The organism is Limnothrix sp. PR1529 (assembly GCF_002742025.1).
Taxonomy (GTDB): Bacteria; Cyanobacteriota; Cyanobacteriia; order CACIAM-69d; family CACIAM-69d; genus CACIAM-69d.
Window position 1 is genome coordinate 1 of sequence record NZ_LIRO01000048.1, and the last position, 25,084, is coordinate 25,084.

Consider the following 25,084-nt stretch of genomic DNA (forward strand, 5'->3'; position numbering starts at 1 on the left):
CCCCCAACTCCGACTCCCACCCCAACGCGCCCGCCCGATCGCGCGGCTCCCTGCCTGAACGAGGGCGATCGCTACCGGGCCCGCATGTGTGAGTTGCGAGCTTCGGATGAGCGCTGGATTGAAATTCACCTCAGCAATCAGCGATTGATCGCCTGGGAAGGGAATAAGCCCGTTTATGCGGTGATTGTGTCCACGGGCAAACCGGGCACGCCAACTTGGCCGGGAATTTTCCGAATTCAGCGCAAGCTCCCGATCGATCGAATGCGCGGGGCCGATTACGACGTGCCCAATGTTCCCCATGTGATGTACTACCACCGGGGCTATGCGATTCACGGGGCTTACTGGCATCAGCGCTTTGGCACGCCGGTCAGCCACGGTTGCACCAACGTGGCCCCGGATCATGCCCGCTGGCTGTTCAACTGGGCCGACGTGGGCACCCCGATCGTGATTCGCCCCTAGGGATTGTCATCAAATCCCCTGAAACCCCTACTCCACCCTGAATTGATCGCGAGGGACAAGGGGCTGAAGCCCCTTGTTACGATGATTGGGGTATGGCAGATCAACTACCTTCACTGGATGCCAGGAAATCGCGACAGGCCCTAATTCTCCCGATCGGGATTGGCTAATCAGCCTACGGACGAGAATCCTTGGTTAAATGGTCTCGAACTGTTTGGCAGCGAGAACCAAGTCATGATCTTTGTCGGGTTGATTTTGGGTGTCGTGATCGGCGGTGCGATCGCCTGGTATTTGATGCAACAGCGGGTGGCCGACCTGGAACGCCAGCAAAAGCAATATCTCGATCGGCAACGGCAAACCCTGGAGCAAGATTTTGAGGTGCAAAAGCAGACGGCTCGCAAAAACTTCGATCGGGAATTGCAAGCCCTGCAAACGGAAATTGCCCAACTGAAAGCACAAACCGCCCCCACCGCCGCACCGCCCACTCCCGATCCTGCACGCTCTGCTCCGCGCCCGGCGGCAACCGGTCAACCGGCGGCCCAGCTCCCGGATCCTTGGGGTGGAGCCGGTGCGCCCGCGCCAACGCCTACGCCGGAACCCGTCGCGGAACCCGTTGCAGAGCCAGTTGCAGAACCCACGCCGGAACCTACACCGGAACCCGCACCAGAGCCAGTTGCAGAACCGGAGCCAACGGCGGCCTCAGGGGAACCCGTTGCAGAACCCACACCGGAACCCGTGGCCGAACCGATCGCCGAGCCAGAGCCTGCCCCGGAACCCACACCGGAAACCGCGGCCGAACCGATCACGGAGCAAGCTGCGGAACCAGTCACTGAATCGGTCACTGAGCCGGTCACTGAACCGGTCACGACTCCTGAGCCGATCGCCCCAATCGCGCCCAGCAATCAACCCAGCCCGATCGAGCAAGTGACCCAACTCGCCACCAAGGTTCGGGCGATCGGCCAGCGAGCCGAGGGCCAAAAACTGATCAACGAGCTGTTGACCTTCACCAGCAGCCCCGATGCCACCGTGCGTGCCGCCGCGATCGAGGCCCTCAGCGCCGTCCACAGCCCTGAAGTGGTGAGCTGCCTCGAAAAAGCCCTCCATGATGCGGCCCCGATCGTGGTGCGAGCGGCTGCCAAAGGGTTGGAGCGCTTCAAAAGCCAAGCCCCGATCGCCCAACCGATTGAAGAATCACCGCTGCCTCCCAACGGCGGCCCCAAACAGCCCTAGGTCTGTCGATCCGGAAGCCAGCACATGATTTCCCTTCAGTGCGATCGCTCCTCATGGGTCAAACCCCTCAATAACTGAGGACTGAAAAATAGGGAAATCAATTGTAAAGAATTTCCCGAAAATCCGGATTCATTCCAGAACTAACTGAACTCACAGGGCGGAAAGTTTTTCCTTCTGCCCTGTGTTTTATTTCATACATCGTTTTGAAATGAATGTTTGATTTCGCACAGCATTGCCTGAAAGCCTTAAAATTGCGTTCATTCATGTCGCATTTTGCACATCTTTATCCATTGCTTCGCCCATTATTAAAAAAGTTGTTGTAACTTAAATTCAAGCTTGTCAATTTTGTGCAGAATCCTTTAAACTAATTGTAAGGATCTCAAAAAGTCCTCTACAAAAAGTCTTAACGTCTTTTGGGGCTGCTCTAGTTAGACCGCTTTCATTGGCTCATTCAAACAACTTGATTAGCCTTAATTGAGCGCATAAGTTTCTTCACAGCACTGAAGAACAGCCCACAACGATCGACCCAAATTCAAAATTCATCAGATTCGTCAGAGCTAACTCGTCACAACCAAGGCAGATTTACAAGATCTGCATGATCCAATCGCTCGGATCTATCGATTTAGGTCTATTGATTCGGGTCTATCAATCTAGATCTATCCATCCAGATCCATCGATCCAAATCTATCCATTTAACCGACTCAACAGGATCAACCCTGTCCTCCGCTGCACAGCGTTGCAGGACAACGCACTGAGGGAATGCTGAGGGAAGAACCACCACAGGTGTGACTCCTTTCAACGCCCCAACCAGTTTTACGTCTGCCGGGATCGCTCCAATCAATTGAGACTTGATTGCCACTCATCATTGAGCCTCCATTGATCGCCAGGTTGTCTTCGCTGGGAACGAAGAATAGCCTTCGCATCACTTTGCATTTTGTGCCCGATCGCGCGGTTAAGTCTTGCGTGCTCATGGTGCATTCAAATTCTTGAATTCCAGTTGCATTTCGCAACGACGATTAAGGTCATTCACAAATCGTTGACCTCTCAAGTCTGGTGCTGAAAACCGTCGTAGCCGTCATGCAGGGTGGCTGCCTTTCTTTGACCTATCAGCGTTGGACAGAACTCCTATGGCTCTTCAGATGTCCCCGGCCGGGATCGACCAAAACAGCGCGATCGCTCCGGAAGTTTCCACCCTCCGTTGGCGCACTGCTGCCAGCACCAAAGCCATTCCCCTCAGCGGCAACAACAACATTGATGCTTTGCTGACGGTGCGTATTAATAATCCGACAATCACCCAATCGTGGAATGTGCCCCCTGGCGGGGTGATTACCTACAGTTTTCCCAATGCCAACACAGTCAATAATTTGACATCGGTTGCCCAGGGAGCCATCACCAACCCGGCGGAAATTCCCGAGCCGGTGAAACAGGCCGTGCGGCAAGTGTTGCAAAACTACTCCCAAGTGATTCCGGTTCAGTTTCAAGAAGTGCCGGACGAAGTGGGCGGAACACTGCGCGTTACCTTGGGCAAGAGTCCGCAATTGCCCGATGCCTTGGCCTGTGCCTATGTTCCAGGAAGCGCCTATGGGGGACAGGTGTTTTTGTCGGCCAATGGAATGTTTGACCCCAACTTTTTTACGAAGGGGCCCGGCAGCGCTGGCTATGGCACTTTAATTCATGAATTGGGCCATGCCATGGGGCTGAAACATCCTCGGGAATATGGCAGCGAAGCGGGGGATGTGCCCGGTAAAGCGCCTTCCAATGTGGCGGTTTTGGCTCCAGAATTGGATCATCGCCACAACACGGTGATGTCCTACAACGGGCGGGATTTTAGCAGTTTCCAAAACTCCCGCACCCTGATGAACTACGACATTCAGTCCCTGCAATATCTCTACGGGGCTAATACCAGTTGGCGAGCGGGTAATGATTTGTACACCTGGAATGCCACTTCGTTTTTAGGGGTGGAAGCCATTTGGGATGGGGGCGGAACTGACACCTTGGAAATGGGATCGTTGCCAGCCTCCGATCGCTACTATTTCGATTTGAAACCCGGCGGTTTGTTAACCACCCAAGCGGGGCGCAAGGGTCGCTTTTTTGATATTTATCCCAGCTACCAACCCCTCTATCCCATGTTCGATCGGGGCAAGTCGATCGCCTTTGGGGTCACCCTGGAAAATCTCAATGGCACTGATGGAGCCGACGAGGTACTTGGCAACGATGCCGACAACGTGATTTTGGGGCGTGGGGGCAACGACAGCCTCAGCGGCGGCCTCGGTCAAGACACCCTCTGGGGCGGGTTAGACGATGATTGGCTGAGCGGCGAGGCGGGCAATGACCAACTCCAGGGCAACGCGGGCCTCGATACCCTCATTGGCGGTTTGGGCAACGACCAGCTCAACGGCGGCCGCGATGCCGACTGGCTCCAGGGGGACGCGGGCGATGATGTGCTGTTTGGTGAATTTGGGGATGACCTGTTGTTTGGGGGCGACGGAGCCGATCGATTCGTGTTGGGCACGGGCATGGGCCAAGACACAATTCAGGACTTTCAGTCGGGCATTGATGGCATTTATCTGGTCAATGGGTTGACCCCCAGCGCGATCGCCCTGCGACCCCAGGGAACGAACACGTTGGTGCAAGTGGCCAGCAGCAATGAGACTTTGGCGATCGTCACCGGCGCACTCTCGATCGCTGACTTTCACCTAGCCTGAGCGCTCTAGGGGAATGTCTGAGCAGTCGCTTGCGGCACTGGCCAAGCACCATCCGATCCCGACCCGGGGCCCATGCCACAGTTCCTCTGGCTGCCCGTGGTAAAATGGGAGGCTGAAATCTCGATTTCACGGCAATTTCGCCCAACCGAGGCCGTTCTAAATGAGGCTTGCCGTCGATCTGTCCTTTGGGGCTTTTGTGCCACCACGATGCGAACGATTTGCTAGCCCTTGATGTGTACTAGCCCTTGATGTGTATTTGATCCCGAACGAAAGCCGGGCCGATCGCCCGTTTGGTCTTTCGTTTGGGGTCGTGCCGTTTTTAGGCACTTGTTTTTAGGCCATAAATTTTCAGGCACTTTCTGCACCAGAGACCTATGAGTACTGCCGAAGACCGGATTGTCGCGACCGACCTACGCCAGGAAATGTCGCGATCGTACCTGGAATACGCCATGAGCGTGATCGTGGGGCGGGCGCTGCCGGATGCCCGCGACGGTCTGAAGCCGGTACACCGCCGGATTCTGTATGCCATGCATGAGTTGGGTTTGGCGGCCGATCGCCCCTTCCGGAAATGCGCCCGGGTGGTGGGGGAAGTGCTGGGGAAATATCACCCCCACGGCGACACGGCGGTCTATGACGCGCTGGTGCGGATGGCCCAAGATTTTTCGATGCGCCACCCGTTGATTAACGGTCACGGCAACTTCGGTTCGATCGACAACGACCCGCCAGCCGCCATGCGGTACACGGAATGTCGGCTGCAAGCCCTGACCAGTGAGTCGCTGCTGCAAGACATTGAAGCGGAAACCGTTGATTTCATCGACAACTTCGATGGTTCCCAGCAAGAACCAACGGTGATGCCCGCGCGGCTACCACAACTGTTGCTGAATGGTTCTTCCGGGATTGCGGTCGGTATGGCCACCAACATTCCGCCCCACAACTTGGGTGAGCTGGTCGATGGTCTTTGTGCCCTGATCCAGAATCCCGAAATTACCAATCAGGAACTGATCCGTTGGATTCCGGGGCCGGACTTCCCCACGGGGGCACAGATTTTTGGTACGTCGGGGATTCGGGAAGCCTATTTAACCGGGCGTGGCTCGATCACCATGCGCGGTGTGGCCAGTGTGGAGACGATCGAGCGGCGCGGCGCACCCGATCGCGAGGCGATCATCATCACGGAGCTACCCTACCAAACCAACAAGGCGGCGCTGATTGAGCGGATCGCGGAGTTGGTGAACGACAAGAAATTAGAAGGCATCTCCGACATTCGCGACGAGAGCGATCGCGACGGGATGCGGATCGTGATTGAGCTGAAGCGCGATGCCCGGGCCCAGGTGGTGCTGAACAACCTCTACAAGCACACGCCAATTCAAGCGAACTTTGGCGCAAATATGTTGGCGCTGGTGAACGGCGAGCCGCGCACCCTGACCCTGAAGGACTTTTTGCAGGTCTTTTTGGATTTCCGGGTGGAGGCGATCGAACGGCGCACCCGCTACGAACTGCGGAAAGCCGAAGAGCGCGATCACATCCTGCAAGGCTACCTGATCGCCCTCAGCAACATGGACACGATCATCGCCCTGATTCGCCACGCGGCGGACACCCCCACCGCCAAACAGGGGCTAATGAGCGATTACAGCCTCTCGGAAGCCCAAGCGGACGCGATTTTGCAGATGCAACTGCGCCGTCTGACGGCCTTGGAAGCGGACAAGATCGAGCAAGAACACCAGGAATTGCAAGCCAAAATTACCGATTTGCAAGACATCCTGGCCCGGCGCGATCGGGTGCTGACGATCATTGAAGAGGAAGTGAGCCACCTGAAGGCTCGGTTTGCCACGCCGCGCCGCACCACCATTTCCCGCGACAGCGCCCAACTGGAAGAAATTGACCTGATCGCCAATGATCGCGCCACGATCGTGATTACGGAGCAGGGCTATATCAAGCGGATGCCCGTCAGCACCTTCGAGACCCAAAACCGCGCCACCCGGGGCAAAACCGGCGCGAAAATGAAGGATGACGACGAGGTACAGCATTTCCTGACTTGCTGCGATCGCGATCGGGTCTTGTTCTTCAGCGATCGGGGCGTGGTCTATGCCCTCAGCGCCTACCAAATTCCCGCCAGCTCCCGGGCCGCCCGAGGCACGGCGATCGTCCAACTGCTGCCAATTCCCCACGACGAAAAAATCACCTCGGTGATCGCCGTTTCGGAATTCTCGGAAGATCTGTACCTGGTGATGTTGACCCAACAGGGCTACATCAAAAAAACCGTGCTCTCGGCCTTTGGCAACATCCGCGCCAACGGCCTGATCGCCATCTCCCTGGAAGAGGGCGACCAACTGCGCTGGGTACGCCTGACCCGCGAGGAAGACAGTATTTTGATCGGCTCCCGATCGGGTATGGCGATTCACTTCCGAGCCGATCGGGATCAACTGCGGCCCCTGGGGCGGACGGCGCGGGGCGTGCGAGCCATGAGCCTTCGCAGTGGTGATGAGCTGGTGGCGCTTGATATTTTGCCCGCCGCGATCGCCTCGCGGGTCGGTCAGGCCGGCGATGATGCGGCCGACGACAACGAGCCGATCGAGGAAACCAGCGACGACAGCACTGAAACCAGCAGCCCCGGCCCCTGGGTGTTGGTGATCACCGCTCGGGGTTACGGCAAGCGCGTCCCCGTGGAACAATTCAAGCTCTACAACCGGGCTACCAAGGGCAAAATCGCCACCAAGTTCAAATCCGCCAAGGGCATTGACGATTCTTTGGCGGGGCTGTTGGTGGTGAATGACTCCGACGAAATCACGATCGCCACGAAGCGTGCCACGATCGTCCGGCAGTCCGTGAACGCAATTCCGGTGCAATCGCGCGGGGCAACGGGCGTGATGGTGCAGCGGATTGTGGATGACACGATCGCCGCCGTGGCCCTCGTGCCGCCGGAAGACACCAGCGGCGACAGCCTCGATAGCAACACCGACTCTGAGGATCAAGTTGCTCAACCGGACGAAAATTCCTAGGCAATTGCTGCTGGGCAAATGCGCCTAGGGCAACCTAGGCCAAACTTGATCCCCAATCGATCCCATCGATCTCATCAACAAATCCCATCAACAAAATGGGGGTATGGCCGAAAACCACACCCCCATTTCGCTTTGCCAAACCTTGGCTTAACGGCTAAACGCTGACCGTACAGGTTTGAGCTGGCGCTCCGGTTAATTAATTTGATCAACAAACTGATCAAAGCCAACACCAACCGGCGCATCAGGCTGGGCGATCGCCCGGGCCCAAACCTAGTCGAGATAGCCCATCAGATTGGAATCTTCGCCCAAATCATTGGAAGCCATTGGCCGGTTGCTGGGCAGCCAATCACTGGTCGTAATGTCCAGCGTGTTAGCCGTCACCGGACGATGGCCCGACAGAGTGATGGTTTCCACCACTTCCAAGTTGCTGGCCGACACCGGGCGCGCACCGTAGGCGGCCACCGTGCCCACCACCTTCAGCCCGCTCGTTTCCACGGGGCGATGCTTCGGTAGATTGCTTTGAACCAAGGACAGGTGGCTGACTTCAACGGGGCGATTGTTGGGCAGGTCGCTTTCGATGAACTTAACAGTATCTTCGCCGACGGGACGGTTGCCATAGGTGGGGGCGAGGGGGCGCTTGCGGACAACCGCAGGCAGGGCCCGTTGCTCGCGATCGTCGCGATCGTCGAGGCGCACTTCATCGCGATCGTCGCGGGCGCGGTTGTTGGTGTCGGTGACGTTGCGGTTGCTCATGAAAACGTACCTCAGATGCCGATACTAGTGCCGTTGGAAGGGGCTGATAGGAGCCGAAGCCCAGTTTGATAACCAGTTTTATAAATTGAACTGTCAAACCCAGGTCATCCTATCAAATGCGCGTGGATCGCGGTGGCTTCGATCGACAGGGGCGATCGAGCAAGGGAGACAGGGCTGGCGAACGGACGGCGCGAACTGGCCCAATACGGGAATGCCGCGCTGCCAATTCGAGCGCGTTCGGGCGGGTAGATTGCGTTGTCTCTACAGTTATATTTTAGCGGAGCTATAAAAAGATTATTAAAAAAATCATTGCTCTTATAAGTAGCTTTAAAGCAAAGCACCACCCTCTCCCTGCAAAACCATGGCCATTCATGGGATTCAGCAGCTACCGTACGATTCAGCATCTTCTCAAATCTCCCCACCAACTCCAGACACTAGCGCCGGATCCCCTGTTGGCGAAGGACAAACCATGACCACCTTTGAACTGCAAGCACCGTTTGAACCCACGGGTGACCAACCGAAGGCGATCGCCCGTTTGGTGGAAGCCGCGCGATCGGGTCAGCGATACCAAACCCTGTTGGGAGCCACCGGCACCGGCAAAACCTTCACCATCGCCAGCACCATTGCCCAGCTCGATCGCCCGGCCCTGGTTTTGGCCCACAACAAAACCCTCGCAGCCCAGTTGTGTAACGAATTGCGGGAATTTTTCCCAAATAATGCCGTTGAATATTTCATTTCCTACTACGACTATTACCAACCGGAAGCCTATATTCCCGTCACCGATACTTACATTCAAAAAACGGCTTCCATTAACGAAGAAATTGATATGTTGCGGCACTCGGCCACTCGATCGCTCTTTGAACGACGGGACGTGATTGTGGTTGCTTCCATTAGCTGCATTTATGGGTTGGGAATCCCCACGGAATATTTAAATGCGGCGATTCCCTTTCGGGTGGGTCATGAATTAAATTTGCGGCAAACATTGCGAGATCTGGCCTCTGTGCAGTACGAGCGCAATGATGTGGAAATTGGCCGAGGAAAATTCCGCGTCAAGGGCGATGTGTTGGAAATTGGCCCCGCCTATGAAGATCGAATTATTCGGATTGAGTTCTTTGGCGATGAAGTGGAAGCGATTCGCTATGTGGATCCCTTAACTGGGGAAATTTTGCAGAGCCTAGAGGCGGTGAATCTTTATCCCGCTCGCCACTTTGTGACCCCGGAAGATCGCCTGGAGGAGGCAATTCAAGCCATCGCTCGGGAATTGGCTGCGCAGAAAATCGCCTTAGAAGCGGAAGGAAAACTCCTGGAAGCCCAACGCATTGACCAACGCACTCGATACGATTTGGAAATGCTGGCGCAGGTGGGCTACTGCAACGGCGTAGAAAACTATTCGCGTCATTTGGCCGGACGACAAGCGGGCGAACCTCCGGAATGTTTAATTGATTATTTTCCGGAAGATTGGTTGCTGATTGTTGATGAGTCCCATGTGACCGTTCCCCAATTAAGGGGGATGTATAACGGTGACCAAGCTCGCAAAAAGGTGCTGATTGATCATGGATTCCGCTTGCCCAGTGCGGCCGACAATCGCCCGCTCAAGGCCGAAGAATTTTGGAACAAGGTGAATCAATGCATCTTTGTTTCGGCCACGCCGGGAGATTGGGAGTTGGAAATTTCCCAAGGGCAAATTGTGGAGCAAGTCATTCGGCCCACGGGCGTGATTGATCCGGAGATTTTTGTGCGTCCCACGGAAGGACAGGTGGATGATTTGTTGGCGGAAATTGTCCAGCGGGTCGATCGCCAAGAACGCACCCTGATCACCACCTTAACCAAGCGGATGGCGGAGGATTTGGCGGATTATTTCCAAGAGCGCAAGGTGCGGGTGCAATATCTCCATTCGGAAATTCAGTCGATCGAACGCATTGAAATTTTGCAAGCTTTGCGAGCGGGCAAGTTTGATGTGTTGATCGGGGTGAATTTGTTGCGGGAAGGATTGGACTTGCCGGAAGTTTCCCTAGTGGCCATTTTGGATGCGGACAAGGAAGGGTTTTTGCGGGCCGAGCGATCGCTGATTCAAACCATTGGCCGGGCGGCGCGTCATGTGCAAGGTCAAGCGATTCTTTATGCCGATCGGCTGACCGACAGTATGGACAAGGCGATTTCCGAAACGGAGCGGCGACGCAAAATCCAAATTGCCTACAACCAAAAACACGGCATTACGCCCCAACCGATCATCAAGAAATCCGGTAATTCAATTCTGGAATTCTTGGATTTGTCCCGGCGGCTCAGTGCCAAAGATTTGGAGCAAGCCTACGAACATGCGGCAGATTTGTCCTTGGATGATGTGCCGATGTTGATTGAGAAGTTGGAGGCCCAAATGAAGGAGGCGGCCAAAAATTTGGAGTTTGAAGAGGCCGCCAAATATCGCGATCGAATCAAGCATTTGCGCGATCGACTGTTGGGACAACGGCATTAAGCGGGCGGCTTAATGGTCGGATCCATACCAAATTGATTCCAGGCGATCGATCGCCCGTTGCAGTTCCGCCAAGCTATCCGCCAACACGGTCACATGGCCAAGCTTGCGGCCCGGGGTGGCGCTGGTTTTGCCATACCAATGCACTCGGCTGCGGGGAACCGCGGCCAAGCGATCGCGCTGCTCCTGATAGTCACTGGTGGCCACCTCAAAGCCCAACAAATTCACCATCGCCGCACAGGCACAGTGCAAATCCACCGGCCCAAGGGGCAACCCCGCCACAGCCCGCAAATGCTGCTCGAATTGGGAGGTGTGGCAGGCATCGATCGAGAAGTGGCCGGAATTGTGCGTGCGGGGAGCCACTTCATTCACCGACACCTGACCCTCGGCGGTCACAAACAGCTCAATCCCAAAAATCCCGATCGCCCCAATTTGCGACAACAGGCGATGGGCGATTTCCTGGCAGTGGGTGGCCACGGTTGGCGGAATGGGGGCCGGCGCAATTACCCGCCGACAAACCTGGTTCACCTGCTGGGTTTCCACGATCGGGTAAATGGCCACCTCACCCGTTGCCGATCGGGCCGCCACCGCCGCCAATTCTCGCTCAAAGGGCACAAAGGCTTCCAAAATCAGCGGCTGCCATTGCCACTGATCCCCAACCGCCAGCAATGCCGCCCGATCGGCCACCACCCTTGTACCTTGGCCGTCATAGCCATGGCGACGGGTTTTCAGCACGGCCGGAAAGGTTAGGGGCTGACCGTTTTCCCACCGATCAATTTGCATCGCCTGCGCCCGATCGGTAATGGCCGCAAAGGCCGGAACCGGCAAGCCAATTTGCTGCAAAAAACAGCGCTGATCATACTTATCCAGCAAGGGTTCCAAGCTTTTGAGGCTGGGGCGAAAACAGGCTCCCGATCGGGCCAATTCCCCCAACGCCGCCAAATCCACAAACTCATTTTCAAAGGTGACCAAATCCACCCGATCGAGCAATTGGCGCGTCACGGCAGCATCCCCAACCGCCCCTTGCACCACTGCCGCCGATCCCACCCGCGCCACCGCCGGGTCATCTAATTTCGGAGTTTGCACCACCAACGCCAAGCCCAATTTCGGGGCTGCTTCCGCCATCATCCAAGCCAATTGGCCACCGCCAATCACACCAATTGTTCGCACCGGCCGCTGGATGGGTTCCGCCGCCGCTGCAACCTCTACGAGGGTCATTTTTCTTACTCCCAAAGGAACATATCTCGATCGACGCTTCAGCAATCCGTTGATGAACCTTCAAGGACAGCCGAGCGATTCTTTGGTGTCGATGCCCGTGCGAGGATTCGTCCCCCGGGCGATCGCGCAGAGCTGTTTGACCTGTGCCCCATCCAGAATGGCCAGCTCAAAATCAGCCCCCTGAATGTTCACATCCTGAAAACTGGATCCCAACAAAATGGCCTCAACCAAAATGGCATCGCTCAGATCGGTGCCAATGAACTTCACGGAATCCATGAATGCATTGGTTAAATCGGCTCCATGCAAATTCGTGTCTTTGAGGAAGGATCCACTAAAGGATGCACCGGGCATTTCCGTATTTTCAAAGGTCACATCCGTTAGGTTGGCGTTGGAAAATTCCGCCGATTGCAACCGTTGATTGGAAAAATCTTGCCCAGACAATTCCGCATTGCTGTAGGACACTGGCGGCGCATATTCCTTGAATTGGGCCCAGGCCGCTGACGGGGCGATCGCTAAACCTATCACCCACGTCCCAATCAACAACACCACCGCCCACAGGCCCAGACCCCGCCCGCCCAATTGCCTCCGACCGTCCAGTTGGATCGTCGCTGAGGAACCTGAGGCAGTGCCGATTTTGGCACGCAGCCCAACGGGAACCAACTGGGCGATCAACTGGCCGATCGAAAATTTCTTCTGAACAATCATGGCTTCCAGGCCCTGCCTATGGCGGGATTCTCCCTATCAGATTAGCGGTCTTTGCGACCAATCCCAACGCTCGCCAACTCCAGCCAAGCCACTAGGATGGAAGCACAAACGGCCGGCCCCGATCGCCCCGCCAGTGCTGCCATGGCCTCGCTCAGGGTCGCCCCGGAGACCGCAGAGGAGTTAGAACTCACATCATGCAACGCTTCATCATCACTTGGATCATTTCGGCCCTGGCCCTGGCCCTGACGGCGCAACTCGTCCCCGGCATTCATTTGGCAGGCTGGACCACCGCCGCGATCGCCGCTCTGATTTTTGGGCTAATCAACGCCACCGTGCGCCCCATTTTGTTCTTGTTCACCTTGCCGCTGAACATTCTGTCCTTGGGCCTCTTTTCCTTGGTGATTAATGCCTTTTGCCTAATGCTGGTGGCCTATTTCAGCCCCACTGGTTTTGCGATCGAGGGCTTCATTCCCGCCCTGATTGGTTCGATCGTCCTCGCGATCGCCTCCAGCGGCTTGCACAGCCTCTTTGGCATCTTGGGTCTGGAACCTGAATCCTAAAGCGGACATCAATTAGGTTGGGTCCTTCAGATTGCGCTTTCCAGACATACCCTGAAGGCCCAACAGCCAACGAGCCGGTTATCTTAGAACTTCAGCGGATCGATTTTTGTCGATTCCTGATCAATCCCAACATTAATCCCGATGGATCAAGTCGTTGGGTGACTCATCGGGATTAATTGCTACTTTGAAGATCCACCGGGCGATCGCCCTTTTTCGGTGAACGGGCGCATCGCTTCAGCCCAGCATTTTTGGCATCTTCTCGGGAAATTCTCGGCGTTGGCTCGAGATTTTCTTGGAGCTGGCTCAGGGTTTTTTCGGCGTTTCATTCGTTTCTCGAGATTTTGTTTGAACTCAGGGGGCGGCTTGGCCCTGCTGAGTTTTCCCCGTATCTTGCGGCAATTTTCCGATCCTGCCTTCCTCAACCCACCGTTGTAATGAGCCAATGTCGTTTTGTTCTGGGCTATCGGCGGCAATTTGGATTGTTGATGAACATCCGGAGCCACTCCGGGAACTGTGCCAAACCCTGACGCACCGGGGCTATCAGGTGCGGTTTCAGACCGGACACTTGGCATTGTCCAGCGTCTTACACAGCGGTTCGCAACATCCCCAGTTCCAACCCTTGGATCTGTTGGTGATTGGGCCCGGCCTTTGGCCCAACCTAACCACGGGAATTTGGGGCCCCGCACTCCAACGATTGGGAAATCTGGGCTGTCCTTGGGTGGCGATCGGGCAAGTCAGCCAACCAGAGCAGCGAATTGCGCTCTTTCGGCTGGGCGGTGCGGACTATTTGGAATGTCCCCTCCACTTGCATGAGGCGATCGTTCGGCTAGAGCGACAATTAATCCTTCAGCGGCAACGGGCAGAACTGAAAACGCAAATCCAACAGCTTCAGCGGGATATGCGGGACTACCATCGCGTTGAGATGGAGATGCAGCTTTTGCTGGCCCTGACCCAGGCGATTACGGAAGCCACGGAGATTGAAGGGGCGTTTCATGCGGTCTTGGACTGTGTTTATCACACGATCGGGTGGGACTATGGCGAAATTTGGATGCCCGACCCCAACCGCAACCACCTGGCAATGACGCGATCGCACTACGCCATCTCAGACCTAGCCCTCAGTGAATTTGATGACGCGAGCCAATCCTTCGTCTTTGAGCGCGATTGCGGCGTGGTGGGTCGTGTGTGGCAAACGGGCCGCCCTCTCTGGATTGAGGATGCCACCAAAATTCAAGATGCCTTTTTTGTGCGACAAGAACTCGTGCTGCGGGCGGGGCTGCGCACCAACTTGAGCGTGCCGATCATTGCCAATGGGCAAATTTTGGCGGTGCTCTGTTTGTTTCACCGCGTGGCCATGCCCTGCGATGGTCGCCTAATTAAGCTCATGGGAGCCGTGGCGGCCCAAATGGGGGTTTTGCTTCAGCGCAAAAAAGCGGAATTGGAATTACGACGGGCCAACCTGCAACTGGAAGTGTTGGCCAAACTGGATGGGCTGACGCAAATCCCCAACCGCCGCTGCTTTGATCACTACCTGTTGCGCGAGTGGCAACGCCTAGCCCAAAATCGCTGCCTGATTGGCGTAGGGCTGTGCGACGTGGATCACTTCAAGCAATATAACGATGCCTATGGCCACCAAGCGGGGGATGAATGTTTGGTGCAGGTGGCCCGAGCCTTGAGCCACGCGGTCTCCGAATCAGCCAACCTGGTAGCCCGCTATGGGGGCGAGGAGTTCGCGATCGTTTTTTCAGACACCAACTTGGAGCAGGTCAAGGCGATCGCCCACACAATCCAGCAGGCGATCGCCCAGTTAGCGCTGGCCCATGCCCAATCCTCCGTCAGCGAGCACATCACCCTGAGCATGGGTTTTGCGATCGCCTCGCCCCATTTGCCCGACAGTTCCCCAGATGAGCTATTGCGCTGGGCTGATCAAGCTCTCTATCAAGCAAAATATGCCGGTCGCAATCAGTTTCGGGTTGCGGCCCTGTCCCGGGCCGTCTGCGAAGGTTGCGAGGAAGTGGGCAACGAAATCGATCCAGGCATCGGCCAAGCGATCGATCCAGACAGATGTAAGGAGGTTTGTCCAGGCGTTTGCGAACTCGAAATCAGCGCCAGTTAATGGCTCATTCCTGGCGAGTTTCTTGCCAACCAACAACTCAGCAAAAACTTGCAAAGAAACTTGCAAAAACTTGCAAATTAACTATTCAGACATTAACTAATCGCGCAGCACACGGGCCAACATTAGCCCGTGCAGTTGGGCCCGATCGCACAATTGCGCCACCTGGGCCGGGGCGATCGGGTTGGGTTGTTCATAGGCCGTTAGCCAAGCAGCGGCGATCGCTTCGGGATTCGTCGGCAAGGATGCAAGGGGCACTGGCGGTGTTGCGCCAACTTGCTTGTTCACTTCAACGCCATCGATCGACTCGTCGCAGAGAGTCCACCCCGGCGCACCCACCGACTCCAGCAACACCCGCACCTTGGGGTCATAGCTGAGACCCCAACAGCGTGACCCCTCCGCCACCGCCATGATCAGGGCATGGAGCCGCATCCCGATCGTCAGGTTCATTTGCCGAAATAGGCCCTTCAGTTGTCGGGGATCGCTGTAGCTAACAATGCGCGATCGATCGGGCCCGAGATGTTGGGCCAGGCGTTGGGCAATTGCGCCATCGGCGATCGGCTGGAAGGGCACAAACACAATCAGAGCACCGGTTTGGCTTTGGAAGCGATCGAGCGCCACGGCTAATTTTTCCAGGCGATCGGGCGTGAGGCTGGGGTGCGATCGCAAGGCCACCGCCACCTTGGGGCCCGGCGCAACCTCCGGAACCGGCACGCTGGCCAAGGCCCAAACCGGATCCGGGGCCAGCTCAAACCCCTTGACTTGCCAGGTTTTGAGCAACTGGGCCGACTCCCGATCGCGCACCGTCACCCCATCGCAAGCCCGAAAGGTCGATCGCGCAATGCCCTTCACCCACCCGCGCCGCAACGGGCCAATTCCCTGGGCCCAAGCCACCCGCCGCAGTCCCCACTGACGCGCCGCCCCCATCAACCCTGCGTAATAGAGCGGACTAGCCCAACTGGTGGCATCTTGCATCAGACTGCCCCCGCCCCAAACCAAGGCTTGACTCGATCGCAACGCACCCCACAGGGCCGATCGATCCATCCGATTCACCGCCATCACCCCATAGCGATCGCGGGTTTCCGCAGGGTTCCCCGACAGCACCAGCGGCTCCACCCCGATCGGCAGCAATTGCAACAGCGTCGCCAACAAGGCCTCATCGCCCCCATTCCCTTGACCGTAATAGCCACACAACACAACTCGCTGCACAGACCCCATCCCTTCGATCGCATCGAGCTTAAAATACCGAGATTTCAGTCCCCAGCGTCAAGACAAAACCACAGTTTTTCTATCTCCAGTCTCCACATCCGGCAAAAGCCATTTAAATTTAATGAAATCTAGTCGATTTTCCCTCTCGTCAACTTGCCAGAATAATGCAATAAGAATTCCGAGTCATTTCAAGAATAATTTCCCTTAAAAGCTTAAAATTACTCTAGGAAGATCATTGCAATTTAGAGCAGTGATCTTAGCCAGAGCAATGATCTGAGTTCTTGATTGATTTTCATAATTCATCTCAATAGTTTCATTCACTCCATATCAGCAATTTATTTCAATAAGCCTCCTTAAAGTCTATCCATCATCATTAAGCGAATTGTTTTGGGATCATCCCAACCCTCGCTTTTTCAGAAGAGGCTACATTTTTACACTGCTTCTTCAAATCTTTAACTATTGAGCGTAACATTGCTAAATTTCTTATTTTTCAAGGGTTTGTAAGTTTTTACCTCAGCTTCATCAAGGACAGCCACAATTCATTTAATCTTCAACGTCAAACCAAGAAAATACCTCTTTAATGAAACTAGATTGATGAAAAAGTTACCCAGCCAGTAACCGGGGTGCAATCTCAATAAATCGACACCGTTTCATCAGCCGCTTCTTAGGAGTGAGACCCCATGAAACCCCAACAACTTTTAGCCAGCATCGCAACCGCCACCCTTTGCACCCTGGGCGTTGGTTTGCAAGCAGCCAACGCAGGCACAGTTTACAACGACTGGAATTACGGCATTGATTCCTTCAAAGACGGCGTGAGCGGCTCTTTGGGTGGACTGTTTGAAATGTATGGCTTCGGGATTAAGCAAGACGGCGAAACCATCTACGTTGGTATCGATGCCCGATTGCCCATTACCGGCCAGCTCGATAACGGCGCGCTCAACAAGTCCATCACCTGGGGCGACATGTTCTTTAACTTCAGTGGCAACCCGCTACTGAATGCCCAAGGAAATCTGTTCGGCGTTCGCTTTGCCAGCACCAACGATTCAGCCGTGAAGCCCTTGGGCCTCTACAGCCAAGTCAGCGGCAAGAACGTTGCCAGCCAAAACCGTGGGTTTGCATCCTATGCGGATCAGTCGAAATACGTGACCGGTGCCAAGGGCATCGCTGGCATGGGCGAACTGACCGACGCAGAAGCCAAGGTTTATTTCAAAGATGCATCGCTGAACGTGATCAGCAAAGGACAACAGGTAGTGGAATCGGTGTTTGAATCCCTCGACAGCACCACCCTATCAGCCTTGGGCTTCAACCTAAATGGCGCGTTGAACGGTGCCAAGCCCCCGGAAAGCAATGCCAATGGCGCAAAACGGCAAACCTTTGGCTTTAAGTTCACCCGGGGCGAAGGAATGGTGGGTGACTTTGTGGCCCACGTCTTCGCAGAATGCTTAAACGATGGGATGGCTGTGCGGGGCAACTTGGCTCCGAAGCCGGAACCCACGCCGGAACCCATTTCCCTGTTGGGTCTGGCGGCTGTGGGCGCTGCGGTGGCCACTCGTCGCTACCATGCGGCCAAGGTTGGTTAATTTAACTGACTGGTCGAAAGGGCCAATCTAATGGGCTGATATTGGCAACCTTGGCTTAGTTTGAGCCTGAGCCATGCCCGACAAAATCCAGCAATCCATCAACTCGGGGCGATCGAGCGGCAGTTTCCCAAGAGCCAGCTCATCGCCCCAGTTATTTTGAGCTAAGGACTTTGCATTCTTGAAAAATCATTAAAATTCCGATCCCATGGGAGATTGGAAAAATATCAGATAACTAAACTAATTTTTCATCGAAGCTTCATTAAGTAAAAGTCGAATTTACAGAATCTTTAAAATTCTTTCCGGAAGTTATGACTTTAATAAGCCTAACGAACACATCCGATGTTAAACATCCAGCAAGCGAAAAGCGGCCTCAACATTCAGTTGAGCAGGATGATTAGCCGTACTTCATTCCACTACAACGTCTTTTGGGAGCGTTAGAGACCATGAAAATTCAGCAGATTTTTGCCGGCGTTGCCACTGCAACCCTCTGCACCTTCGGAGTGGGACTACAAGCAGCCCATGCCGGCACGGTCTATAACGGCTGGAATTATGGGATTGACTCCTTTAAAGATGGCGTGAGCAACGGCAACGTCGGCGGCCTGTTTGAAATGTATGGTCTGGGGATCAAGCAAGATGGCGAGACCATCTATGTGGGAATTGATGCCCGCCTGCCGCTGACGGGTCTGGCAACCGGGGGAGTCACCAACGGTTCGATCGCCTGGGGAGACCTGTTCTTTAACTTCACCGGCAGCCCGCTGCTGAACGCTCAGGGCAGCCTGTTCGGTGTGCGCTTTGCCAGCAACAATGATGCATCGGTGAAGCCCTTGGGTCTGTACAGTGGCGTTTCGGGCAAAAACGTTGGTCTGAGCAACCAAGGGTTTGGTTCCTACGCCGAGCAGTCGAAGCATGTGAGCGATCGCGGTGGTTTGCCCGGTGCGGGTGAGCTGACCGATGCGGAAGCCAAGACCTACTTCAAAGATGCTTCTTTGGGTGTGATTACCCAAGGGCAACAGGTGGTGGGGTCAGTATTTGAGGCTCTTGATGGCGCGGCTTTGTCGGCTTTGGGCTTCAACCTGAATGGTGCGCTGGGTGGTGCAACGCCGCCCCAAAGCGATGCGGGTGGCGCAACTCGCCAGACCTTTGGCTTCAAGTTCACCCGGGGCGAAGGGATGGTGGGTGACTTTGTGGCCCACGTTTTCGCAGAATGCCTGAATGACGGGATGGCTGTGCGCGGCAACTTGGCTCCGAAGAAGGAAGCATCCACACCGGAACCGATTTCCCTGTTGGGCTTGGCGGCTGTGGGCGCTGCGGTGGCCAGCCGTCGGCAACGGGCTACGGTGAAAGTCGGCTAAAGGTTGTCTGTTGACCAAAAAACGGTTTAACGGTTCGTTTAACGGTTCATCGGTTTGTTGATGGCGAATCCATAGCCAATCCATCGCTAAATCTTGCCTGCTGATTTGCCTGCTGACGGGGCTGAGTCGCACGTTGGAGCTTTAGATTCAGGAGCTTTGGATTAGTTGATTCGGTGAGCTTAACCAACTCAGAACGGAGGGTTTCCCTGGAGGAATCCTCCGTTTTTGATTGGGCCAAGAGGGTTCGATCGGGGCGGATTCTGGGGCGATCGGGGCAGAGAGTCGCAGAAACTGGGGAATGGCGAACCAAAAAATTGCCGAAAAGTATCGGTAAAGTCTTTCAAAATAGAGCGATTCCACAAAAATCGACAGGTATCAACTGGATGAACTCGGCGGCTTCAGTGATCGCAACGGTGAATTCTGGCTTGGCGAAATTAACGGCCCGGCCGTTGGCTCCCTGGCACTGGCGATCGCTCCCGCTGGCCGATCGCTCGGGGGCGGCGGTGTTTGCGGCCCTGTTTGCGGAAGAGCTGGCCCAGGGGGAAATTGCCGTTTTGTTGGAAAGTCCCCCTGCGCCGGAGCAGTGGTGTGCGGCGGCCCAGGAGTTGGCTCGCTATTCGATCTGTGCGGGTCGTCCCCGATCGGGACGGGTTTGGACTCCGGCAGTGGGGGACATTTTGCCCATGTTGGGCGATCGACTGGCGGAAGGCGGGGCGGCGGAGCGGCTGAATGATTCCCAGGATGAACCGGGGCCAGCGTTGCCGTTTCGGGGAGGTTGGCTGGGGTGGCTGGGCTATGACCTGGCTTGGGAGGTGGAGCAGTTGCCCCAATTGCGATCGGATGAGTTGCCGTTTCCCGTAGCCTTTTGGTATGAGCCAGATTGCTTTGCGGTGTTGGATCACGGGGGCGATCGGCTGTGGCTGGCGGCAACGGTGGCGGCGGATCTCGATCGGCTCGTGGCCCAGCTAGACAAAGCTGCCACAGCGCCCCCACTGGCGGAATCGTCGAGGGCGATCGAACCAACCAGCACCCTCACTCCTCAATTCACCAGCGACCAAGCCGCCTATACCGCCGCCGTTCGCCAAGCCCAAGAGCACATCCGCGCGGGGGACATTTTCCAGGCTAATTTGTCCCTGCGGTTTTCGGTTCCTTGCCCCGCAAGCGGTTGGACGCTTTATCAGGCCCTGCGCCAGATTAATCCCTCTCCCTTCGCCAGCTACTGGCAAACCCCTTGGGGCGAGGTGGTGAGCTGTTCGCCGGAACGGTTGGTGCAGTTGCGCGATCGCCAGGCCAGCACTCGCCCGATCGCGGGAACCCGCCCCCGAGGGATTGATCGCCCCGCCGATTTGGCCAACGAGGTGGAATTGCTGAATCACCCCAAGGAGCGGGCTGAACATGCCATGTTGGTAGACTTGGAGCGCAATGATCTGGGGCGGGTTTGCGATTGGGGCAGTGTGCAGGTGGATGAGTTCTTGACCGTGGAGCGCTACAGCCACGTGATGCACTTGGTGAGCAACGTGGTGGGACAACTTGCGCCCGATCGCACGGCGATCGACCTGATTCGGGCCACCTTCCCCGGCGGCACGATCACCGGTTGTCCGAAGGTGCGCTGCATGGAGATCATTGAAGCCCTGGAGCCGGTGCGCCGCAGTCTGTTCTATGGCTCCTGTGGTTACCTGGACGCAGGCGGTAATTTGGATTTGAATATTCTGATTCGGACGCTGTTGATTCCCCGCACGGCGCGATCGGGGGATTCGCAATTGGGCGATCGACTGGTTTGGGGCCAGGTGGGCGCGGGGATTGTGGCCGACTCCGACCCCGATCGGGAGTGGTGGGAATCGCTCTCGAAGGCCCATGCCCAATTGGCAGCGCTGCGACGGGTGTTGGGGTTGGATGGGGCTGGCCGGGCCGAGCCGTTCCCGTTCCCTGATCCCAATCAGCCCAATTACTCAAATTAATGCAGGCTAAATCATGCAGGCTCACTGGGTTTAGTTCCAAATCCCGTTCAGTCAATCCCGTTCAGCCAATCCCGTTGGGCGAATTTAGCAGGCCTCAACAGGGCGGAGTTTTAGACCCAAATTCTTCCGTGATAGACTGAGGCAAGCGCTGCCTAGCTATTCCCCAAGTCCCCGGCTTTGAGCCTTGGCTTTCCGCTTCGGGCTTTGGGCAACAGTGCGGCAACCGCAAACGCTTGGGCCCCAGGCCCCACCACAGCAGCATCTCAACCTCCATTGCGTTTGGTTGCGGCTGCTGTGCGGGTGTCTAGACCCATCGCCTCCAGCCTTTGCCCACCAGCCTTTCCCGGCCAGCGGCAAGGAAAGGTCAATTGGCGCGTTGCAAGTCGGTACAGTGAACCGGCTTTTTTTATGGCCCAATGGGGATCAGCTCCCTCCGTGGGTCGTGATCAGCATTGCTTTGCACTTTGATTGCTTTGCGCTCTGTCTGACCACGCCCCATGCCCTCACTCAAGGGCAATTTCTCCAACGGTGATCTTGCCGGATTCATCTCAGAGCGTCGTTACTTAGGCACGATTCTTAGGCACGATTCTGGGGACAGATCCGCAAGCGCGATCGGCCCTGTTTCCCTTCGGGCCGGATCACTGATCACGCGGTTGGGGGCCATTGCCCGCTCTATCGTTTGGTTTCATGGCTCATCCCGCAATTCCCCGCATTTTGGAACTTGCCACCCCGATCGCCACCGATTTGGGACTGGAGATCGTGGGGGCAACCTTCCACACCAATGAAAGCCCCCCTGTTTTGCGCCTCGAACTCCGCAACCCGATCGCCGATACCAGTCTGGATGACTGCGAACGGTTGAGCCGGGCCTTGGAGCCGGTGCTCGATGAGGCGGATGCCATCCCCGGAGCCTACGTGCTGGAAGTGTCTAGCCCTGGCCTGTCGGAGTTTTTGGAGACCGATCGGGAGTTCACCTCCTTCAAGGGGTTTGAAGTTACCGTCACCACCCGCGAGCCACACAAGGGCAAATCCCTTTGGCAGGGCAGCTTGCTCGATCGCGACGCGGAAACCCTGCGCATCAACCAAAAAGGCCGAGTGATCAGCATTCCGCGCGATTTGGTGGAACGGGTGCGCCTGGCCGACGGAGCCGAGTAGCTCAGCGGCCGGCCATCCTGCGCGATCGCCCCATTGCCCATCCCCACACCCGCGATCGCGCCGAATGCTTCACCACTCCCCATTCACCTTTACGAATCTTTAGGAACCCCACACCCATGTCCATGGTTCGCCTAACCGGCCTGCAAGAAATGATCGACGGCATCAGCCGCGAACGCAACTTGCCGAAAACCGCCGTTGAAGCCGCCCTGCGTGAGGCCCTGCTCAAGGGCTATGAGCGTTATCGCCGCACCCAAAGCTTGGATGTGCGCAATATCTTTGACGAAACCTACTTCGACAACTTCGACGTGGAATTGGACACGGAAGAAGAAGGCTTCCGGGTTTTGGCCACCAAGAGCATTGTGGAAGAAGTGGCCGACCCAGACCACGAAATTGCCCTCAGCGATGTGCAAGAAGTGGCCGCCGAAGCCCAACTGGGCGACACGGTGATTTTAGATGTCACCCCCGATCGGGATGACTTTGGGCGCATGGCCGCCATCCAAACCAAGCAAGTGCTGGCCCAAAAGCTGCGCGACCAGCAGCGCAAGCTGATCCAAGAGGAATTCCAAGAACTAGAAAGCACGGTGCTCCAAGGGCGCATCCTGCGGTTCGAGCGCCAATCGGTCATTGTGGCCGTCACCAGCGGCTACAGCCAACCGGAAGTGGAAGCGGAACTGCCCAAACGGGAACAGTTGCCCAACGACACCTACCGCGCCAACGGAACCATCAAGGTCTACCTCAAGAAAGTTTGCGAAGGATCCCAGCGGGGGCCACAACTCTTGGTTTCCCGGGCCGACGCGGGGTTGGTGGTTTACCTGTTCGCCAACGAAGTGCCGGAAATTGAAGATGACATTGTGCGAATTGTGGCCGTGGCCCGGGAAGCCAACCCGCCCTCGCGCCATGTGGGCCCGCGCACCAAGATTGCCGTTGACACGGTGGAGCGCGATGTGGATCCTGTGGGGGCTTGCATCGGGGCCCGGGGGTCGCGAATTCAGGTGGTTGTGAACGAACTGCGGGGCGAAAAAATCGATGTGATTCGCTGGTCTCCGGATCCGGCTACCTACATCGCCAACGCCCTCAGCCCGGCCCGGGTGGTGGAAGTGCGTCTGATGAATCCCGAGGAGCGCCAAGCCCATGTGCTGGTGGGTGATGATCAGCTCAGTTTGGCGATCGGGAAAGAGGGGCAAAATGTGCGCCTGGCCGCTCGACTCACGGGCTGGAAAATCGATATTCGCGATGTGGCTAAGTACGATCGCGACGAAGAAGATGCCAAGATGGCCAGCTATCTGGCGGAACGGGAGGCAGCCCTTGCCCTGGCAGCGGCCGAAGCGGCCGATGACTTTGCAGACGAGGAACCGGAAACCGACGACTTTGCAGACGAGGACGCTGAGTTCAGCCCTGGGGAGATTGACCCATCGGCAGCCGCAGACGATGAAACAGATGATGAGTTTGATGGCGATGATCTTGAGGACGACCAAGAGCAGGCTCCCCTAGACTCGGCGGCGGATGCTGACGACGATGATCAAGAGGAAGATGATCAAGACAGCGATGATTCAGACCCTGATGATCTAGCCGAGAACGACTCCGCAGACGAGGACTTCGACGGCGACGATCCGGATAGCGAGGCGCTGGATCAGGAGGCCAATTGATCCCTTGCCGCCCAACTATCGCCGTTGTTTGATTTGTCGTCGGGTGGCCCATCGATCGGAGTTTTGGCGCATCGTGCGGGTGGCCCACTCCGGTTCGGTGCAACTCGACCAAGGCATGGGGCGATCGGCCTATCTTTGCCCCTGTGCAGACTGCCTACGAGCAGCCCAGCGCAAGGATCGAATCGGGCGATCGCTCAAGGCCCCTGTCCCCGACCCCCTCTATGACCTGCTTTGGCAACGGCTAACCGCCCCGGTTCCCAACCCGGACTCTCTGGGAAATCCAACCCCACCAGAGTGAACCGCCCCCATCGCACGTCATAATAGGAAGGGACTAGACGGCTCGATCGAAATGTTTCAAATGACGGTGGGCTATGATGTCGTGACGCAATAGGATTCGAGGAAACTGGATGAGCACAGGCCGCGTGAGAATTTACGATTTAGCGAGAGAACTACATCTGGAAAATCGCGAGATCTTGGTGATCTGCGAGCAACTAAACATTCCCTTCAAAAGCCACAGCAGCACCATCACCGAATCTGAAGCCGCTCAAATCCGCGCAGCCGCTCGTCAACAGTTTGCGAATCGTCCTGCGCCCTCCAGTCCTGGCCAATCCTCTGCACCCTCGGTGAATCCAGCCTCCTCCAACCCTCCTGATTTGTCCCCCTCCGATACGCCCACAGAAGGGCGCGATTCAGCACCGGCTATGCAAAAAAAGCAGCAAATTCTCGAGATTCGCAAACCAAAGCTACGCCCCAACACCGAAGGAGCAGCCCCCGAAGCCACGCCCCCCGTCAACCGTCCTGCACCCCCGAAACTCGTTTCGCCCAAGCGGGCCGAACCCGCTCGCCCCGAAGCGGCTAAGTCTGAGGCAGCTAAGTCTGAGGCGGTCAAGCCCGAAATCGTTGCTCCTGTGAATGTCCCCGCCCAGCCGTCCGATTCGCCCGTAGCGCCCCCCGCGGCCTCGGTTGACCTGGCCCCGGCTGAAC

Annotated in this window: 19 protein-coding genes; 14 read left to right on the forward strand and 5 right to left on the reverse strand. The window is 56.4% G+C overall.

The window, feature by feature from the left end; translation table 11 throughout:
* The first annotated feature begins 54 nt into the window (after positions 1-54).
* The 4 genes from AMR42_RS07710 (at position 55) to gyrA (ending at position 7,387) form a co-directional block, all read left to right on the forward strand.
* Positions 55-459, forward strand: a complete 405-nt coding sequence (locus tag AMR42_RS07710; protein ID WP_368670728.1) for a L,D-transpeptidase — start codon at positions 55-57, stop codon at positions 457-459.
* Positions 460-618: 159 nt separating this feature from the next.
* Positions 619-1,686: a HEAT repeat domain-containing protein gene (locus AMR42_RS07715; RefSeq protein ID WP_099532878.1), complete on the forward strand. Its 1,068-nt coding sequence runs from the start codon at positions 619-621 to the stop codon at positions 1,684-1,686.
* A gap of 1,127 nt (positions 1,687-2,813) precedes the next feature.
* Positions 2,814-4,391: a M10 family metallopeptidase gene (locus AMR42_RS07725; protein ID WP_143472980.1), complete on the forward strand. Its 1,578-nt coding sequence runs from the start codon at positions 2,814-2,816 to the stop codon at positions 4,389-4,391.
* A 374-nt stretch (positions 4,392-4,765) separates the two neighbouring features.
* The gene (gyrA, locus tag AMR42_RS07730) at positions 4,766-7,387 is read left to right on the forward strand and encodes a DNA topoisomerase (ATP-hydrolyzing) subunit A (protein ID WP_099532881.1); all 2,622 of its coding nucleotides are present in this window, start codon (positions 4,766-4,768) and stop codon (positions 7,385-7,387) included.
* 270 nt (positions 7,388-7,657) lie between these two features.
* Here the strand turns inward: gyrA and AMR42_RS07735 are convergent, their stop codons facing one another.
* Positions 7,658-8,140 carry a hypothetical protein gene (locus AMR42_RS07735; protein WP_099532882.1) on the reverse strand — a complete coding sequence of 161 codons (483 nt, stop codon included), beginning with the start codon at positions 8,138-8,140 and terminating at the stop codon, positions 7,658-7,660.
* Positions 8,141-8,609: 469 nt separating this feature from the next.
* Between AMR42_RS07735 and uvrB the strand changes: the two genes are divergently transcribed.
* Positions 8,610-10,613: an excinuclease ABC subunit UvrB gene (uvrB, locus tag AMR42_RS07740; protein ID WP_099532883.1), complete on the forward strand. Its 2,004-nt coding sequence runs from the start codon at positions 8,610-8,612 to the stop codon at positions 10,611-10,613.
* Positions 10,614-10,622: 9 nt separating this feature from the next.
* Here the strand turns inward: uvrB and AMR42_RS07745 are convergent, their stop codons facing one another.
* Genes AMR42_RS07745 through AMR42_RS20315 form a run of 3 tightly spaced genes read right to left on the reverse strand, consistent with a single transcriptional unit; the run spans position 10,623 to position 12,724 of the window.
* Positions 10,623-11,828, reverse strand: coding sequence for a 5-(carboxyamino)imidazole ribonucleotide synthase (locus AMR42_RS07745; RefSeq protein ID WP_099532884.1), 1,206 nt, complete (start codon positions 11,826-11,828; stop codon positions 10,623-10,625).
* Between the two features lie 60 nt (positions 11,829-11,888).
* Entirely contained in the window at positions 11,889-12,533 is a 645-nt protein-coding gene (locus AMR42_RS07750; protein ID WP_099532885.1) for a pentapeptide repeat-containing protein, read from the reverse strand.
* 41 nt (positions 12,534-12,574) lie between these two features.
* Positions 12,575-12,724, reverse strand: a complete 150-nt coding sequence (locus AMR42_RS20315; protein ID WP_158234398.1) for a hypothetical protein — start codon at positions 12,722-12,724, stop codon at positions 12,575-12,577.
* 3 nt (positions 12,725-12,727) lie between these two features.
* Here AMR42_RS20315 and AMR42_RS07755 point away from each other — a divergent pair, with 3 nt between their 5' ends.
* Together AMR42_RS07755 and AMR42_RS07760 are read left to right on the forward strand one after the other, a co-directional pair.
* Positions 12,728-13,093, forward strand: coding sequence for a phage holin family protein (locus tag AMR42_RS07755; protein WP_099532886.1), 366 nt, complete (start codon positions 12,728-12,730; stop codon positions 13,091-13,093).
* A 442-nt stretch (positions 13,094-13,535) separates the two neighbouring features.
* Positions 13,536-15,206: a diguanylate cyclase gene (locus AMR42_RS07760; RefSeq protein WP_099532887.1), complete on the forward strand. Its 1,671-nt coding sequence runs from the start codon at positions 13,536-13,538 to the stop codon at positions 15,204-15,206.
* 96 nt (positions 15,207-15,302) lie between these two features.
* On the opposite strand, the gene csaB is transcribed toward AMR42_RS07760, so the two are convergent.
* A complete protein-coding gene (csaB, locus tag AMR42_RS07765) occupies positions 15,303-16,421 on the reverse strand; it encodes a polysaccharide pyruvyl transferase CsaB (protein ID WP_099532888.1) in 1,119 nt (372 codons plus the stop codon).
* A 671-nt stretch (positions 16,422-17,092) separates the two neighbouring features.
* On the opposite strand from csaB, the gene AMR42_RS07770 reads away from it, so the two are divergent.
* The 7 genes from AMR42_RS07770 to AMR42_RS07800 form a co-directional block, all read left to right on the forward strand.
* A complete protein-coding gene (locus AMR42_RS07770) occupies positions 17,093-17,992 on the forward strand; it encodes an XDD3 family exosortase-dependent surface protein (RefSeq protein ID WP_099532889.1) in 900 nt (299 codons plus the stop codon).
* A gap of 443 nt (positions 17,993-18,435) precedes the next feature.
* Positions 18,436-19,344, forward strand: a complete 909-nt coding sequence (locus AMR42_RS07775; RefSeq protein ID WP_099532890.1) for an XDD3 family exosortase-dependent surface protein — start codon at positions 18,436-18,438, stop codon at positions 19,342-19,344.
* A 383-nt stretch (positions 19,345-19,727) separates the two neighbouring features.
* Positions 19,728-21,302, forward strand: coding sequence for an anthranilate synthase component I (locus tag AMR42_RS07780; RefSeq protein ID WP_099532891.1), 1,575 nt, complete (start codon positions 19,728-19,730; stop codon positions 21,300-21,302).
* Between the two features lie 687 nt (positions 21,303-21,989).
* Positions 21,990-22,454 carry a ribosome maturation factor RimP gene (rimP, locus tag AMR42_RS07785; RefSeq protein WP_099532892.1) on the forward strand — a complete coding sequence of 155 codons (465 nt, stop codon included), beginning with the start codon at positions 21,990-21,992 and terminating at the stop codon, positions 22,452-22,454.
* A gap of 116 nt (positions 22,455-22,570) precedes the next feature.
* On the forward strand, positions 22,571-24,100 hold the full coding sequence (nusA, locus tag AMR42_RS07790) for a transcription termination factor NusA (RefSeq protein ID WP_099532893.1): 1,530 nt from the start codon (positions 22,571-22,573) through the stop codon (positions 24,098-24,100).
* Between the two features lie 4 nt (positions 24,101-24,104).
* The gene (locus tag AMR42_RS07795; RefSeq protein ID WP_099532894.1) at positions 24,105-24,398 is read left to right on the forward strand and encodes a YlxR family protein; all 294 of its coding nucleotides are present in this window, start codon (positions 24,105-24,107) and stop codon (positions 24,396-24,398) included.
* A gap of 109 nt (positions 24,399-24,507) precedes the next feature.
* The coding region (locus AMR42_RS07800; RefSeq protein ID WP_199858119.1) for a translation initiation factor IF-2 N-terminal domain-containing protein at positions 24,508-25,084 on the forward strand (577 nt) is incomplete at its 3' end.

Coding starts and splice junctions, on each gene's coding strand:
- AMR42_RS07750 (WP_099532885.1), bottom strand. CDS start 12,533: ATGATTGTTCAGAAGAAATTTTCGATCGGCCAGTTGATCGCCCAGTTG.
- csaB (WP_099532888.1), bottom strand. CDS start 16,421: ATGGGGTCTGTGCAGCGAGTTGTGTTGTGTGGCTATTACGGTCAAGGG.
- AMR42_RS07745 (WP_099532884.1), bottom strand. CDS start 11,828: ATGACCCTCGTAGAGGTTGCAGCGGCGGCGGAACCCATCCAGCGGCCG.
- AMR42_RS07770 (WP_099532889.1), top strand. CDS start 17,093: ATGAAACCCCAACAACTTTTAGCCAGCATCGCAACCGCCACCCTTTGC.
- gyrA (WP_099532881.1), top strand. CDS start 4,766: ATGAGTACTGCCGAAGACCGGATTGTCGCGACCGACCTACGCCAGGAA.
- AMR42_RS07725 (WP_143472980.1), top strand. CDS start 2,814: ATGGCTCTTCAGATGTCCCCGGCCGGGATCGACCAAAACAGCGCGATC.
- AMR42_RS07760 (WP_099532887.1), top strand. CDS start 13,536: ATGTCGTTTTGTTCTGGGCTATCGGCGGCAATTTGGATTGTTGATGAA.
- AMR42_RS07735 (WP_099532882.1), bottom strand. CDS start 8,140: ATGAGCAACCGCAACGTCACCGACACCAACAACCGCGCCCGCGACGAT.
- AMR42_RS07755 (WP_099532886.1), top strand. CDS start 12,728: ATGCAACGCTTCATCATCACTTGGATCATTTCGGCCCTGGCCCTGGCC.
- rimP (WP_099532892.1), top strand. CDS start 21,990: ATGGCTCATCCCGCAATTCCCCGCATTTTGGAACTTGCCACCCCGATC.
- uvrB (WP_099532883.1), top strand. CDS start 8,610: ATGACCACCTTTGAACTGCAAGCACCGTTTGAACCCACGGGTGACCAA.
- nusA (WP_099532893.1), top strand. CDS start 22,571: ATGTCCATGGTTCGCCTAACCGGCCTGCAAGAAATGATCGACGGCATC.
- AMR42_RS07775 (WP_099532890.1), top strand. CDS start 18,436: ATGAAAATTCAGCAGATTTTTGCCGGCGTTGCCACTGCAACCCTCTGC.
- AMR42_RS07780 (WP_099532891.1), top strand. CDS start 19,728: ATGAACTCGGCGGCTTCAGTGATCGCAACGGTGAATTCTGGCTTGGCG.